The organism is Halomonas sp. Bachu 37 (genome assembly GCF_039691755.1).
Lineage (GTDB): Bacteria > Pseudomonadota > Gammaproteobacteria > Pseudomonadales > Halomonadaceae > Vreelandella > Vreelandella kashgarensis.
The window spans coordinates 154865-170009 of sequence record NZ_CP137552.1; the positions used below are offsets into that span (position 1 = coordinate 154865).

Below are 15145 nucleotides of genomic sequence, written 5' to 3' on the forward strand. Positions count from 1 at the left end.
GGAGAAGCCCATGCAACATATCTGTGACCAGACCGCGCGGGGCATGCTGGATATTTTCGAGGCTCGCCGTCGCATGACTGCGGCGGCCAGGGCGCTCCAGGAATTCGAGATCGTGCCACTGGAAGCGGCTCTGGGGCGAGTCCTGGGCGAAGCGGTAAGCGCCGAGCACGACTCGCCCGGGGTGGATAACAGCGCCATGGACGGTTATGCCCTGCGCCTGGCCGACATGACCCCGGCGGGGCTGCCGGTAGTGCAGCGCATTCCTGCAGGCGCTGACGTGACCGCCTTGCCGCCGGGCGGGGCGGCGCGCATTTTCACCGGCGCTCCGTTACCCCAAGGGGCGGACTGTGTCGTTGCCCAGGAACAGGCATGGCTGGATGAGAAAGAACGGCTGCATCTCGACGCGGAACTGGCCAAGGGCGCCAATATTCGCCGCCGGGGAGAAGAGATCCGCCGGGGAGAGCCGTTATTGCCTGCGGGTAAAGTGCTCACACCTGCGGTCACCGCACTTCTTGCCGCGCAAGGTATCGCTCAAGTATGCGTGACCCGGCGCTTGAAGGTGGCGCTGTTTTCGACCGGCGACGAGCTGATCGAGCCGGGTGAGCCGTGTCGTCCTGGGCAGGTCTACAACAGTAACGCCGCAATGCTGCAGGCGCTTCTCGCCGAGCAGCACTGCGAGGTGGTCGCTCGAGAGAAGCTGGTCGATAACCCTGATGCCGTGGATGACGCTTTCGCCCGGGCGCGTGAACAAGCCGATCTGGTGGTATGCAGCGGCGGGGTTTCGGTGGGTGAAGAGGACCATGTACGCGGTGCCATCGAGCGACAGGGCGGTATCGTCTTCCATGGCGTGGCGATGAAACCCGGCAAGCCCTTTGCGTTCGGCTGGCTGGGGGAGTCGCTGGAACGCGGCACCGCGCTGATCGGCCTGCCCGGGAATCCGGTGGGGGCGCTGGTGGGGTGGCAACTGCTCGCCCTGCCTTTCGTCCATGGCTGCCAGGGGCGTATTCCCGACGAGCTGATGCATTTCAGCGTGGAGTCAGGGTTCGAGACGAAGGCCAACAAGGCGCGCCGTGAACTATTGCGGGTGCGCCTGGACTGGTCGCAAGGCAAGCCGGTGGCGTACCCGACCGGAGGGCAGGGGTCGCATATGCTAGGCGCGGCGGCAGCAGCGGATGGCTATTTGCTGATGGAGGTTGAAGAACCGATAAAGAAAGGCCATGGTTATGAGTACATTCCTCTTAGCCAGTTCTCATCATGAAACTTGTCGATGGTTTCGGCCGTACGATTCGCTATGTTCGGCTATCGGTCACCGACCGCTGCGATTTTCGCTGTGTGTACTGCATGGCGGAGGACATGACCTTTCTGCCGCGGGCGCAAGTACTGACGCTGGAAGAGATCGCAACCTTGTCGCAGGCGTTCATCGATCTGGGGGTCGAAAAGATACGCCTTACCGGAGGCGAACCGCTGGTGCGCAGCGGCATTGGCAGCCTGGTCGAACAGATCGGCCAGATGGATGGGCTGCGCGATTTCGCCATGACCACCAACGGCGCGGGGCTGGACAAGCACGCCCAACGCCTGCGCGATGGCGGCCTGCAGCGTCTCAATATCAGTCTCGATACACTGGTGCCGGAGCGATTCCGCCGCCTGACTCGTACTGGCGAGCTGGAAAAGGTGCTGACTGGAATACGCGCCGCCCAGTCAGCCGGGTTCGAACGCATCAAGTTGAATGCGGTCATTCTCCAGGGGCGCAACGACGATGAGGTGCTGGATCTGGTCGAATTCGCCCGCCGCGAACACCTCGATATCAGTTTCATCGAGGAGATGCCCCTGGGCCAGGATATCGAGCACAATCGCGCCGAAACGTTCTGTTCCAGCGATACGGTGCGCGAGATCGTGGAGTCGCGTCATGCGCTGCTGCCTACCACGGAAAGCACACTAGGCCCGTCGCGCTATTATCGAATGAACGATAGCGACACGCGCATCGGCTTCATTTCGCCGCATAGCCACAATTTTTGCGATGCCTGCAATCGCGTGCGAGTGACGGTGGAAGGTCGTTTGCTGCTGTGCCTGGGAAATGAACACTCCGTCGACCTGCGTGCGGTGATGCGCCGCCACCCCGGCGATCAGGGGCGTCTGCAACAGGCCATCATCGATGCCATGGCACTCAAGCCGGAGCGGCACCACTTTACTACTGACGGTGAAGAGCAAGTGGTGCGATTCATGAACATGACGGGTGGTTGACCACCGGCCCGCTTATCCCTTTCCGAGCTCTGGTGGAGGCGAGGCATGAGCCTTTTGGCCTTTCTGCAAGGCCTGTCGCCGCTGGAAGGATGGCTGAACGGCGCATTGATTGTGCTTTCCATCCTGACCTCGGGAATGAGTGCCGCCGTCGGGATCGGAGGCGGCACGCTGCTTATCATCACCATGGCACAAGTCATGCCGGCTGCGGCGTTGATCCCCGTCCACGGCATGGTACAACTTGGTTCCAATGTCGGGCGGGCTACACTGACCTGGCGTCATGTAGATTGGGCGTTGATGTCGGCGTTTCTGCCGGGTGTGGTGATCGGGGCACTGGTGGCGGCGTGGCTGATGGTGCGCTTGCCCGCCGGTGTGCTTGAGCTGTGTATTGCCGCTTTCGTGCTGCTGTCGTGTTGGGGGCCTGCGCTTCCGCACAAGGCGCTGGGCTGGGGAACCACCCTGATGGCCGGCGCCGCCACGACACTTATCTCCAGCCTGGTGGGGGCAAGCGGCCCGGTGGTGGCGGCTTTCGTCAAGCACAGCCAGACTACCCGGCTGGCGCGTGTCGCCACCTTTTCCGCCTGCATGAGCTTCCAGCACCTGACCAAGGCGTTTGTATTCGGCGTCGCCGGGTTTGTCTTTCACGAGTGGCTGGGGCTGATGGTGGCGATGGTACTGGCCGGCCTCGTCGGCACCTGGCTGGGCCTCAAGCTTCTGCGGCGCTTGAGCGAACAGCGCTTCGATGCGCTGTTCAAATGGGTGCTCACGCTGCTGGCTCTGCGCCTGGGGTGGCTGGGTATCGAGCGTCTGGGCTAGGCTTTGTACGAAAACTGCCTGCGCTCGACAATACGGCGTTAAAAATCAACTCAAAATGCTCATTTACACCCGTAAACTCCGCTTTCTCATTGATTTTTGCCTTGTCTAGTCTTCGCTCGCCGACTTTTCGTACAAAGCTAGTCCTCGCAAATAGCGACGTCCTGGTTATAAGGGGAGAAGAGAGGACGCATGCTGTCGGTCAGGTAGCAATCGCTGAACTCACCCTCGCAGGCCAGGGCGTCAAGGTCGGGAATGACGATCTGGTGACGTTCGCGATGTATCAGGTTGTCTTCACCCAACGACGTAAATGTCCTGCTGATGTGTACCGGGCTCAACCCGAGGATATCCGCCAACTGCTCCTGGGAAAGCGGCAGGCGGAACTCCGAAGTGTCGTCTGCGTTAGTCTGGCGCAGACGCAGGAAGGTCTCATGCAGAAAATGCGCCAGTTTCTGCCGTGCGCTACGTCTTGCCAGGGTTACCAGACGTTCGGTGAGCAGCGCTTGCTGTCGGCTGGAAATGGCGAACATCACCGAGGTCAACTTGAGCGAATCGCGGAAAAGGTCGAGCATGTGCTGGTGAGGAAAATGGCATACCACGCCATCCTCGATCATCTTGACGTTATCCATCCGCTTGGAGAAGGCGAACTCGCGCAAGCCGATGATATCGCCGGGCAAGTAGACTTCGAGTATCTGTCGGTTGCCGTTTTCCAGGTGACGATAGGAGTAGGCCCAACCGCTGCGCAAGGTGCAGAACTCATTGGCTTCGTCGCCTTCCTCCCACAATGTTTGGCCGGCCTTGCATTTGGTCGGACTTCGTTCAAGCGAGCTCAGCAATTTCTTCTCTTCATCCGTCAGCACACAATAATGGCTGAAGTGACGAATGATACAGCTCTCTTCCTGGCTCATGCTCTTCGCCGCCTCCCCGAAAAGGTCATTGCCGAACCGGCACAAATCTCTGAAACGGTTGAAAAACCATTATCCAAGGTAATATCGGCGATGTCAGCTGTTTATTAGCTCCTGAAATGGCGCGGAGCGGGCCGGTATGGACCACCGCGGACAAGTCATGACGTAGTCTGGCGTCTTTCCAGCAGCGGCGCCAGGAAGCGCCCGGTGTGCGATACCCCCATCTTGGCTACTTGTTCAGGCGTGCCCTCGGCAATGATTCGCCCGCCGCCGGAGCCGCCTTCCGGACCGAGGTCGATGAGCCAGTCGGCGGTCTTGATCACGTCCAGGTTGTGCTCGATCACTACGATGGAGTTGCCATGGTCGCGCAGACGGTGCAGCACGGTGAGCAGTTGGCGGATATCCTCGAAATGCAGCCCCGTGGTGGGTTCGTCGAGAATATAGAGCGTCTTGCCGGTATCGCGCTTGGCCAGCTCGCGCGCCAGCTTGACGCGCTGCGCCTCGCCGCCGGATAGGGTGGTGGCGCTCTGGCCCAGGCGAATGTAGGAGAGCCCCACATCCAGCAGGGTCTGCAGGCGCCGGGCGATGGCGGGCACCGGGCTGAAGAATTCCAGGGCGTCTTCCACGGTCATTTCCAGCACATCGTGGATGCTCTTGCCCTTATAGTGGATATCCAGGGTTTCGCGGTTGTAGCGCTTGCCCTTGCAGACGTCGCAGGGCACGTAGATATCGGGCAGAAAGTGCATCTCCACCTTGATCATGCCCTCGCCCTGGCAGGCTTCGCAGCGCCCGCCCTTGACATTGAAGCTGAAGCGGCCGGGCTTGTAACCCCGCGAACGTGCCTCCTGGGTGCCGGCGAAAAGCTCGCGTATCGGCGTGAAGATACCGGTATAGGTGGCCGGGTTGGAGCGCGGCGTGCGCCCGATCGGACTCTGGTCGATGTCGATGACCTTGTCGAGTTGGTCGAGCCCTTCGATCTTGCGATAGGGCGCCGGGGTCAGGGTGGTGGCGCGGTTGAGCTCGCGGGCGGCGATCGGCATCAGGGTGCCGTTGATCAGGGTGGACTTGCCCGACCCGGATACCCCGGTGATGGCGATGAACAGTCCCAGCGGCAGGGTGAGGGTGACGTCCTGCAGGTTGTTGCCGGTGGCGCCGTGGACCACCAGCTGCTTTTCCGGGTTGCCAGGGATGCGGTAAGGCGGTACGGCGATCTCCCGCTGGCCGTTGAGATACTGGCCGGTCAGCGAATCGGGGTTGTCCATGACATCCTGTGGGGTGCCCTGGGCGACGATCTCGCCGCCATGCACGCCCGCGCCGGGGCCGATGTCCAGCACATGGTCGGCGGCGCGGATGGCGTCTTCGTCGTGCTCGACCACGATCACGGTGTTGCCCAGATCGCGCAGCCGCTCGAGGGTCTTCAGCAGACGGTCGTTATCGCGCTGGTGCAGGCCGATGGAAGGCTCGTCGAGAATGTACATGACCCCGACGAGGCCGGCGCCTATCTGGCTGGCCAGGCGGATGCGCTGGGCCTCGCCGCCGGAGAGTGTATCGGCGCTGCGCTCCAGGTTGAGGTAATCCAGCCCCACGTTGACCAGGAATTCCAGTCGCGCCTGGATTTCATTGACGATCTTCTCGGCGATCTCGCCCTTGCGTCCCGGCAGGCTCAGCGCGGCGAAGTAGCGCAACGCCTCGCCGATGGGAAAGCGCACGATCTCGGCGATATTGTGATCGTCGACGAAGACATGGCGCGACTCCTTGCGCAGCCGCGAGCCGTGACACGTGGCGCAGGGCTGCACGGCGATGTACTTGGCCAGGTCATCGCGCACCATGTTGGATTCGGTTTCGCGATAGCGGCGCTGCATGTTGGGCAATACCCCTTCGAAGGGGTGCTCGCGGGTGACCCGGCGGCCCCTGTCGCTGACATAGGCGAAGGGGACGGCTTCCTGGCCGCTGCCGTTGAGGATGATGTCGCGCTCATGGCGGGCCAGTTCCTCCCAGGGCGTTTCCAGGGCGAAGCGATAGTGTTCGGCCAGAGATTGCAGCTGGGTGAAATAGTAGACGTTGCGCCGGTCCCAGCCCTTGATCACCCCTTCGGCCAGGGAGAGCTCGGGATGGCTGATGAGCTTGTCGGGATCGAAGTATTGCTGAATACCGAGACCGTCGCAGGTGGGGCAGGCGCCGGCGGGATTGTTGAACGAGAACATGCGCGGCTCGAGTTCCGCCAGCGAATAGCCGCATACCGGGCAGGCGAAACGCGAGGAAAACGCCATGTCCTCGCGCTCGCCGTCCATGAAATGGATGATGGCGGTGCCGTCGGCCAGGTTCAGTGCGGTCTCGAACGATTCCGCCAGCCGCTGGGCCAGGTCGTCGCGAACCTTGAAGCGATCCACCACCACGCTGATATCGTGCTTCTTGCGCTTGTCCAGCGGCGCAACGTCGTCGAGTTCCAGCACCTGGCCGTCGATCAGCGCACGAACAAAACCCTGGGCCCGTAGCTCGGCGAGAAGCTGCAGGTGTTCGCCCTTGCGACCTTTCACCACCGGTGCCAGCAGCATCAGCTTGCTGCTTTCGGGTAACGCCAGCACCTGATCGACCATCTGCGAGATGGTCTGGGCTTCGAGGTCTTCGCCGTGCTCCGGGCAGCGGGGGGTGCCGGCGCGGGCAAACAGCAGGCGCAAATAGTCGTAGATTTCGGTGATGGTCCCCACGGTGGAGCGGGGGTTGTGGGAGGTGGATTTCTGTTCGATGGAGATCGCCGGCGATAGCCCTTCGATGTGATCGACATCGGGCTTTTCCATCATCGACAGGAACTGGCGGGCATAGGTGGAAAGCGATTCCACATAACGGCGCTGCCCTTCGGCGTACAGGGTATCGAATGCCAGCGATGACTTGCCGGAGCCCGACAGGCCGGTGATGACGATCAGCTTGTCGCGTGGCAGTTCAACGTCGATCTGCTTGAGGTTATGGGTGCGGGCACCTCTGACTAGAATGCTGTCCATCAATACCTCGTAACGCACGGCAAAAGATCGATTATACGTGTCTAAGGGGGTGGGCGGCAAAGCGAGCCCCGCCGCGGTATGACGCCGCGGGCGTTCCTTGTTAAGCGTCAAACCGCTAGAATGAGGGGTTAATTCCACGGCTTTCGGTCATGAATTACCGCCAAGGCCATTCGTGGCTTTTCCCCCTTCCAACCAGAAATAGGGTGATATGCGCAAGGTTTCCGCACTGCTGCTGGCATCTGAACGCCGGGCCATAAGCGGCCTGGCGGGGTTGTATGCAACCCGCATGCTGGGCCTGTTCATGGTGTTGCCGGTATTGGCGCTGTATGCCGGCGACCTGGCGGGCGCCACCCCGCTGCTTGTCGGTGTCGCCCTGGGGATCTACGGCTTGACCCAGGCGCTGTTCCAGATTCCTTTCGGCGTGCTTTCTGACCGTCTGGGGCGCAAGCGAGTGATTGCGGCTGGGCTGGTGATCTTTGCCCTGGGCAGCGTGGTGGCGGCCGGCGCCGAGACGATCGGCGGAGTGATTCTCGGCCGAGCGCTGCAGGGCAGCGGGGCGGTGGCGGCGGCCATCATGGCGCTGCTGGCGGACCAGACCCGCGAGCAGGTGCGTACCGCCGCCATGGCGACGATCGGTCTTTCCATTGGTGTTGCTTTCGCCGTCGCCATGGTGCTGGGGCCGTGGCTGGCCGCCTGGGCGGGGCTGGGCGGCGTATTCTGGTTTACCGCGGGGCTTACCGGGGTCGGGCTTCTGGTGTTGTGGAGGTGGGTGCCGACGGCACCGCGCCGGTTGCGCCATCGCGATGTCAGCATGGATCGGCGCCAGTTCAAGAAAATTATCAGCCGCCCGGACCTGTGGCGCCTGGATCTCTCCATCTTCGCCCTGCATCTGGTGTTGATGGCGATTTTCGTCGCCATTCCCTTCCGTCTGCTGGAGGCGGGGGTGGCGCTTGAATATCATGGCCTGGCCTATCTCGGCATCATGGCAGTCGCGTTCGTGGCCATGGTGCCGCTGGTGATCGTGGCGGAGAAAAAGCAGCGAATGAAGGCGATGTGCCTGCTGGCGATCGCCGCCATCACCCTGAGCCTGTTCGGCCTCGGTGGCCTGGCCGGGGCGCCGTGGCTGATGTTCGTCTGGTTATGGATCTTCTTTACCGGCTTCAATCTGCTCGAAGCGACGCTTCCTTCCATGCTGAGCAAGCTGGCCCCTGCCGGTGCCAAGGGCACGGCGATGGGGGTCTACTCCACCAGCCAGTTCCTGGGGGCTTTCCTGGGCGGTACCCTGGGCGGCACTCTGGCGAACTTTCTTGGCCTCGAAGCGGTGTTTATCGGTTGTGCCGTGCTTGCCGGGCTGTGGTGGTTGGCCATGCTGGGAATGCCCTCGCCGCCGCCGCTTTCCAGCGAGGTAGTGGCACTCGACGATAGCCATCATGGCGATGCGCTCGATGCCTTGATGCTGCGGCTTGCCGAGGTGGCTGGCGTGGAAGACGTCATGGTGGTGCCCGAAGAGCGCCTGGCCTATCTCAAGGTAAATCGCAAGAACCTGGACGAGGCGGCACTCTCCCATGTGTTCACGCCATCATCGAGCGAAAAAAAGCCTTAAAAGCTATCCTCCGCTGCGGCATCATGGAGCCAGGCTGACGTTCCATGGCGGTGCTTGAGCCGTTCTGGTTTCTTACGTTTTTCATGCAACGGTTGCCACAGCCGTTGCCACATCATGTTTACACAAGGAGTCTGTCATGGCCCGCGGCATCAACAAGGTCATCCTGATCGGTAACCTCGGCCAAGATCCCGAGGTGCGTTTCACCCCCTCCGGCACGGCGGTGGCCAACCTGAACCTGGCGACTTCCGATACCTGGATGGATCGCCAGAGCGGACAGCGCCAGGAGCGCACCGAATGGCACCGGGTGGTGATGTTCAACAAGACGGCGGAAATCGCCCAGCAGTACCTGAAGAAGGGCTCCAAGGTCTATATCGAAGGGCGCCTGCAGACGCGTAAATGGCAGGACCAGAACGGCCAGGATCGCTACAGCACCGAAATCGTCGCCAATGACATGCAGATGCTCGATGGCCGTGGCGGAGAGGGCGGCGGGCAGCAGGGCGGTTATGCCAACGCTCCCCAGGGCAATAACTATAATGCCAACAACAATAACGCCAACCAGTACAATCAGGGAGGCAATCAGTACAACCAGGGCGGCAATGCCGGCAACGCGCCATCGCGTCCCGCTCAGCCTGCACCGCAGCCGCCTCAGCAGGGCGCACCGAATCAACAGAACGGCAATTACGGCGCGCCGGATCCCGGCAATTTCGACGATTTCGACGACGAGATCCCGTTCTAGCGCATGGTGACATGTATCCGCCATCTTCCTATGGATAGCCAGGCGAGCTGATGCCCATGCAGAGTCTGGATTATCAGGTGGTGGAACGGGCTATCGAGTGGCAGGCCGCTGGTAGAACGGTCTGGTTTTGCACGGTTCTGTCCACCTTCGGCTCGTCGCCCAGAGAGCCGGGCTCGCTAATGGTCGCCACCTCCGAAGGGGAGCATGTCGGGTCGCTTTCGGGCGGGTGCGTCGAGGAGGACTTTCTGGCGCGCCTGGCGGCGGGGGAGTACGAGCTGTCTGCCGCTATCGTGCGCTATGGCGCCCAGGACGATGACCCGGAAAGCTCCCCTATCCGCCTGCCTTGCGGTGGCATCCTCGAAGTCCTGGTGGAGCGAATGTTTGCGACGCCCGAGAATCAGGCTCACCTTGAGCAGGTCAAGGAGGCTTTGTCGGGTGAGAAGACGGGCCAGGAGGATCTCGCACGGCACATCCGGCTGACCGACGGTAAATGCTGGCTGGACGCCATCGAGCCGACCGGGCCGCGCGTGGTGCGGCAGAAAGGAGACGAGGTCGCCAAGGTTCGCGTGGGTCCCGTCGCCAAGCTGATCCTTGCGGGCTACTCAACGGTTGCCGCAGCCTGTGCCAACTTTGCCATCAGCCTGGGGTATCAGGTCGTGCTCTGCGACCCCCGGGAGGAGGTAGCCCGTAATCTCGACTTACCTGAGGGCGCGGAATTCATTGCCCAGCTGCCTTCACTCTACATCGCGTCGCCCGGCGCCTGCACGCCGTCCACGGCAGTGGTTGCCGCCACCCATGATCCCCGTATTGACGACCTGGCCATGATGGAAGCCGTCAAAACCTCCGCCGGCTATATCGGCGTGATGGGCTCAAGACGGACGACCCGGCTTCGGGCCGAGCGGCTACGTCGTACGGGCGGGCTGAGCGAGGCCGAGATCGAACGAATTCACATGCCCATCGGCCTCGATCTTGGCAGCAAGACTCCAGCTGAAATTGCCCTGGCAATTGTGGCGGATATCGTTCGGGTAAGGCGCGGACGCGCGCTCGCTGATTTATGAGTAGGATGGCTGCGCTGGTAATGGCGGCTGGGGCGAGTTCACGCTTTGGTGGATGCAAGCTGCTGGCGAATATCAACGGACGGGCCTTACTGCAACACAGCATCGATACGGCATCGGGATTATTGCCCGATGATGTCTACGTGGTCACCGGCGCCTGGCATCGGGAACTAATGGAAGCAAGACGGCAAGGGCGGCTATCCGGGGCTTCCTTCATTCATGCCGATGCCTGGTCGGAAGGCCTGTCGGCATCCTTGATAGCCGGCATCGACTACCTGGAGCGCGATTACGACGCTGTTCTCGTGCTGCTCGCGGATCAGGTCGCCCTCGACTGCAGTGATCTGGCGCAATTGCTGGCCGCCTTCGACGGCAACAATATCGTCTGCAGTTTCTATGCGGGTAGACGTGGCGTACCGGCCGTGTTCGGCAAACAGAGTTTCTCCCGACTCAAGCAGCTCAGGGGGGATCAAGGCGCAAAAGCGGTTCTGTATGAATCGACCCTCCCCGTGCGTGTCTGCCCGATTCCCAGTGCCAGCCTGGACATCGATACCCCCGATCAGTTGATACCCCTGGTCAGGGGTCCATAGCGCCCCCGCCAAGGGTTGTTCGGGTCTAGCCGCCTCTTCCGAGACGGCTTGCCTGTCTTTGCTACGTCTGAATCAACCCTGCTGCGCCTGCGGCACGTCATCCATCAGTTTGTCGAGGGTGATCGGCAGTTCGCGGATGCGCTTGCCGGTGGCATGGTGGACGGCATTGGCGATGGCGGCGGTCACCCCGGTGATGCCGATCTCGCCGATGCCGCGGGCGCCGAACTCGTTGAACTTGTAGTCCGGATAATCGAGCAGAATGACGTCGATCTCGGGCTGGTCGGCATGCACCGGCACCAGATACTCGGCGTAGTTGTTGTTGACCGGACGCGCATTGCGGTGGTCGTACTCGGTCTGCTCGAACAGCGCCATGCCGATGCCCATGACGATGGCCCCCTCGACTTGGCTGCGCGAGGTCAGCGCGTTGATGGCACGGCCCACGTCGATGGCGCTGACCACCCGTGAGATGCGCAGGTTGGAGATGCCAGGGTCCCAGCGCACCTCGACGAAATGTGCGCCGAACGAGCGAAAGGAGTACTGGTCGGTGGGTGCCGTGCCGGAATGCGCTTCGCCGTCGGCGCTGGCCAGCTTGCGGGCCTTTAGCACATCGGCGAAGGTGACCGTCCTGCCATCCGCGTTCGCGAGCTGGCCATCGGAAAAGGATATATCCTCCTTTTTAGCGCCGGCGAATACCCCGCTTTCCGAAATCGCATAACCCTTGAGTTGGTCGAGGGCAGCGCGAGCTGCCTCGGCAATGGCCGGCAGCGTCGTCGCCGTCGCCCACGAGCCGCCCGAGATGGGCCCCGACGGGTAGGACGAGTCGCCCAGTTCGACCTCGATCTTCTCCAGCGGTAGGCCGGTGATCTCACTGACCGCCTGGGCGACGATGGTGTAGGTGCCGGTGCCGATGTCCTGGGTAGCGCAGGAGGCATACGCCGTGCCGTCCGAACGTAGCGAGACTCGCGCATCGCACTCGCGGCGGATCGCCTCCCAGTTGCAGGCCGCCATCCCCCAGCCGATGATCTCGTTGCCCTCGCGCATCGAGCCGATCTCGGGGTTGCGCTTGTCCCAACCGAATTTCTCGGCAGCCTGGTCATAGGCCTCGCGGAGCTGATTGCTCGACCACGGTAGCTCCTTGCTCTGGTCCGTGTCGGAGTAGTTGCGACGGCGGAACTCGAGCGGATCGATGCCGGCCGCGTGCGCCATCTCGTCCATCGCCGACTCCAGCGCGAACATGCCCGGCGCCGCGCCGGGTGCGCGCATCGAGGTGGGCGTGCCGCGATTGTTGCGAATGATCGAATGGGTGACCTGGGTGTTCTCGCACGCGTAGAGGGCCTTGGTCATCTGACCGCACGACTCGACGAACACCGTGTCCTGATCGAGATTCGACATGGTCGAGATCGAGTCGTGGCGCAGCGATACCAGTCTGCCGTCGTCATCGGTCGCCAGGCGCAGGCGCTGACGGGTTTCGGGGCGGTGCCCGGTGGTGGTGAACATCGCCTGACGGGGCACGACCAGTTGCACCGGCCGACCGATTTCGCGGGCGGCGGCAGCGGCGGCAATCGCGTGCGGCCATGGCCACAGCTTGCCGCCGAAGCCCGAGCCCAGGAAGGGCGTCAGTACCTCGACGCGATCCGGCGAAAGTCCGAACACCTTGGCATAGACGTTACGCGCGTTGACCACCCCCTGAGTAGTGTCGTACATGGTCAGCTTGCCATCGTGCCAGGCGGCAACCGTGGCGTGCATCTCCATGGGGTTGTGAGTTTCCACCGGCGTGGAGTAGGTGTAGTCGATCCGGTGGGCGGCGTTCTCGAAGGCCGGTTCGGGCTCGCCGCGTGAGTGGCCAGCACCCTCCTGCAGTTCGGGCTCGCCCTGCGCCATCGCCTGGGCGAGATTGGCGATTGCCGCCGACTCGTGGTAGTCGGCCTTGACCTTGTAGGCCGCGGCGCGGGCGTTCTCGAAGCTGTCGGCGACGACCAGGGCGACGAACTGCCCGGCATAATGGATCTTGTTGTCCTCGAATGGCAGCCGCTCTTCATCGACCTTGTTCTGCTGTTCCATGCTGCTGGGAGTACGAAACAGGCGGGGAAAATGATCGTGGTGGAAAATGTCGATCACGCCCGGCGACTGCTTCGCCGCGCTGAGATCGAGATTGGTGATCTCGCCGCTGGCGATGGAACTGAATACACCGTAGGCATAGACCATGCCGTCGAGATGGTTGTCGGAAGAGTAGAGCGCGCGGCCGGTCAGCTTCAACGGGCCCTCGATGCGCGGCTTCGCGGCGCCGATAATGTTGTCACTCATCGCAATGTCCTCGTTCGGGATGCTTTCAGGCGGTCAGGGTGGTCAGGTTGCGGACGATTGCCTGCCGGCCGAGCGGGATCTTGAACGCGTTATGCTTGTAGCCCTTGGCATCCTGCATCGCGATCTGCGCGGCACGCGCGAAGGTCTGCTCGGTAGCGGGCTGGCCCTTGAGCGCATTCTCCGCCTCCTTGGCGCGCCATGGCTTGGTCGCAACCCCGCCCATCGCCAGACGGGCATCGCGAATGGTATTGCCGTCCAGCGCCACGATCACCGCGCTGGAGGCGAGCGCGAACTGGTACGAGGAGCGGTCGCGCAGCTTGAGATAGGCCGATCGGGCGCCTTGAATGGGTGCATCGAGGGCCACGTGAGTGATCAGTTCGTCATCTTTCAGCGCGAACTCTTCCCAGGGCTTGTCGCCCGGCAGCAGGTGAAAATCGAGAAAATCGATCTCGCGTGAGCCCTCGGGGCCGGTGACGCTGACCGTCGCGCCAACCGCCGCCATCGCCACGCTCATGTCCGAAGGATAGGTCGCGATGCACTTGTCGCTGGTGCCCAGCACCGCATGCACCGAGCGATTGTAGCCGTCGATGGCCGCACAGCCCGAGCCCGGGTCACGCTTGTTGCAGGCCGATACGCCGTCACGGAAATAGGGGCAACGCACGCGCTGCATCATGTTGCCGCCGGTGGTGGCCTTGTTGCGCAGCTGGGTCGAAGCGCCGGACAGCAGTGCCTCGGAGAGCACCGCATAGCCCGGCTGGGATGTGACTTCGAAATGGTGGGCCAGTACCGAGTTGGTGACCAGCGTGCCGATTCTGAGGCGCCCGTCGTCGAGTTTTTCGATCTCGTCGAGCCCCAGCCGATTGACGTCGACCATCAGCTCGGGGCGCATGATATCGATCTTGACCATGTCGAGCAGGTTGGTGCCGCCGGCTAGAAATGCGGCCGCCTCGGCCTGACTGTAGGTCGCCACCGCCTGATCGACGCTCTCGGCGCGGCTGTAATCGAAGTGACGCATATTGAATCTCCTTTATCCCATCTGCTTCCGTGCCGTCTGGATTGCGCCGAGAATATTGTTGTAGGCCCCGCAGCGGCAGATATTGCCGCTCATCGCCTCGCGTACCGAGGCGTCATCACTGCCAACGCTGGCGTCGTTGAGTATCGCCACGGCGGACATCATCTGCCCCGGCGTGCAGTAGCCGCATTGGTAGGCGTCATGCTCGAGAAATGCCTGCTGGATGGGGTGCAACTGACCATTCTTCTCCAACCCTTCGACGGTGGTGATCTCGTCGCCGTCGTGCATGATCGCCAGGCTCAGGCAGGAGTTGATCGCCACGCCGTTGACATGCACGGTGCAGGCGCCGCACTGGCCGAGATCGCAGCCCTTCTTGGTGCCGGTCAGTTCTAACTGATGACGCAGCACATCGAGCAACGCCATGTTGGGTGCGACATCGAGGGTGCGCTGCTGGCCATTGACGGTAAGCGTGATGCGTTGCCTGCCTTCGACCGGCCCCGCTTCGGCATCACTGGGCCGATCCGCAGGTGCTTGCTGGGCATGATTGGCGTAGTCGACCCTTGCCAGGGCCGGTGCGGTGGTAGCTGCCAGGCTGGTGGCGCCTACCGACTTGAGAAAGTGACGCCGGGAGGGCGAATGCCCCGACGCCGTTGCGGGATTATACGTTCCCACGCCGCTGGCGCGTTCGCCGTTCCGACCGGCTTGGTCGGGAAACTTGCTGTCCTTGTCTGCCATGGGTCAACCTCATCGCTTCGCTGTCTACCAAGAGCGGGCAGCGTAGTTACGGTATGAATGGACTATCCAGTCAGCCTGACTGGGATTGTCGTTATCAGCGTAATTGTCGTTATCAGCGTAATTGTAGTTATCAATGTAAGAGACGTTTTCCGGCCCGG

The 15145-nt window shown here is 62.2% G+C and carries 12 protein-coding genes; 7 read left to right on the forward strand and 5 right to left on the reverse strand.

Annotation, left to right across the window (positions count from 1 at the left end):
• Positions 1 to 10 precede the first annotated feature (10 nt).
• Genes glp through R5M92_RS00720 form a run of 3 tightly spaced genes read left to right on the forward strand, consistent with a single transcriptional unit; the run spans position 11 to position 3054 of the window.
• Positions 11 to 1258 (forward strand): gephyrin-like molybdotransferase Glp, encoded by a 1248-nt coding sequence (glp, locus tag R5M92_RS00710; RefSeq protein WP_346797103.1) that lies wholly within the window; start codon positions 11 to 13, stop codon positions 1256 to 1258.
• Entirely contained in the window at positions 1255 to 2241 is a 987-nt protein-coding gene (gene moaA, locus R5M92_RS00715; protein WP_417339041.1) for a GTP 3',8-cyclase MoaA, read from the forward strand. The genes glp and moaA overlap by 4 nt, the downstream gene beginning before the upstream one ends.
• A gap of 45 nt (positions 2242 to 2286) precedes the next feature.
• Complete coding sequence (locus R5M92_RS00720) at positions 2287 to 3054, forward strand: sulfite exporter TauE/SafE family protein (protein WP_346797104.1); 768 nt, start codon at positions 2287 to 2289, stop codon at positions 3052 to 3054.
• A 137-nt stretch (positions 3055 to 3191) separates the two neighbouring features.
• On the opposite strand, the gene R5M92_RS00725 is transcribed toward R5M92_RS00720, so the two are convergent.
• Together R5M92_RS00725 and uvrA are read right to left on the reverse strand one after the other, a co-directional pair.
• The gene (locus R5M92_RS00725) at positions 3192 to 3959 is read right to left on the reverse strand and encodes a Crp/Fnr family transcriptional regulator (RefSeq protein WP_346797105.1); all 768 of its coding nucleotides are present in this window, start codon (positions 3957 to 3959) and stop codon (positions 3192 to 3194) included.
• Positions 3960 to 4114: 155 nt separating this feature from the next.
• Positions 4115 to 6955, reverse strand: a complete 2841-nt coding sequence (gene uvrA / locus R5M92_RS00730) for an excinuclease ABC subunit UvrA (RefSeq protein WP_346797106.1) — start codon at positions 6953 to 6955, stop codon at positions 4115 to 4117.
• Positions 6956 to 7163: 208 nt separating this feature from the next.
• Between uvrA and R5M92_RS00735 the strand changes: the two genes are divergently transcribed.
• The 4 genes from R5M92_RS00735 (at position 7164) to R5M92_RS00750 (ending at position 10936) form a co-directional block, all read left to right on the forward strand.
• Positions 7164 to 8558: an MFS transporter gene (locus R5M92_RS00735; protein ID WP_346797107.1), complete on the forward strand. Its 1395-nt coding sequence runs from the start codon at positions 7164 to 7166 to the stop codon at positions 8556 to 8558.
• A gap of 136 nt (positions 8559 to 8694) precedes the next feature.
• Positions 8695 to 9294, forward strand: coding sequence for a single-stranded DNA-binding protein (ssb, locus tag R5M92_RS00740; RefSeq protein ID WP_346797108.1), 600 nt, complete (start codon positions 8695 to 8697; stop codon positions 9292 to 9294).
• A gap of 50 nt (positions 9295 to 9344) precedes the next feature.
• The gene (locus tag R5M92_RS00745; RefSeq protein ID WP_346797109.1) at positions 9345 to 10352 is read left to right on the forward strand and encodes an XdhC family protein; all 1008 of its coding nucleotides are present in this window, start codon (positions 9345 to 9347) and stop codon (positions 10350 to 10352) included.
• Between the two features lie 5 nt (positions 10353 to 10357).
• On the forward strand, positions 10358 to 10936 hold the full coding sequence (locus R5M92_RS00750) for a nucleotidyltransferase family protein (RefSeq protein WP_346797110.1): 579 nt from the start codon (positions 10358 to 10360) through the stop codon (positions 10934 to 10936).
• A gap of 72 nt (positions 10937 to 11008) precedes the next feature.
• Here the strand turns inward: R5M92_RS00750 and R5M92_RS00755 are convergent, their stop codons facing one another.
• The 3 genes from R5M92_RS00755 to R5M92_RS00765 are packed head-to-tail and all read right to left on the reverse strand — an operon-like array spanning position 11009 to position 14987.
• Entirely contained in the window at positions 11009 to 13240 is a 2232-nt protein-coding gene (locus R5M92_RS00755; protein WP_346797111.1) for a xanthine dehydrogenase family protein molybdopterin-binding subunit, read from the reverse strand.
• A 25-nt stretch (positions 13241 to 13265) separates the two neighbouring features.
• A complete protein-coding gene (locus R5M92_RS00760) occupies positions 13266 to 14255 on the reverse strand; it encodes a xanthine dehydrogenase family protein subunit M (RefSeq protein WP_346797112.1) in 990 nt (329 codons plus the stop codon).
• A gap of 12 nt (positions 14256 to 14267) precedes the next feature.
• Positions 14268 to 14987, reverse strand: coding sequence for a (2Fe-2S)-binding protein (locus tag R5M92_RS00765; protein ID WP_346797113.1), 720 nt, complete (start codon positions 14985 to 14987; stop codon positions 14268 to 14270).
• Positions 14988 to 15145: the final 158 nt, after the last annotated feature.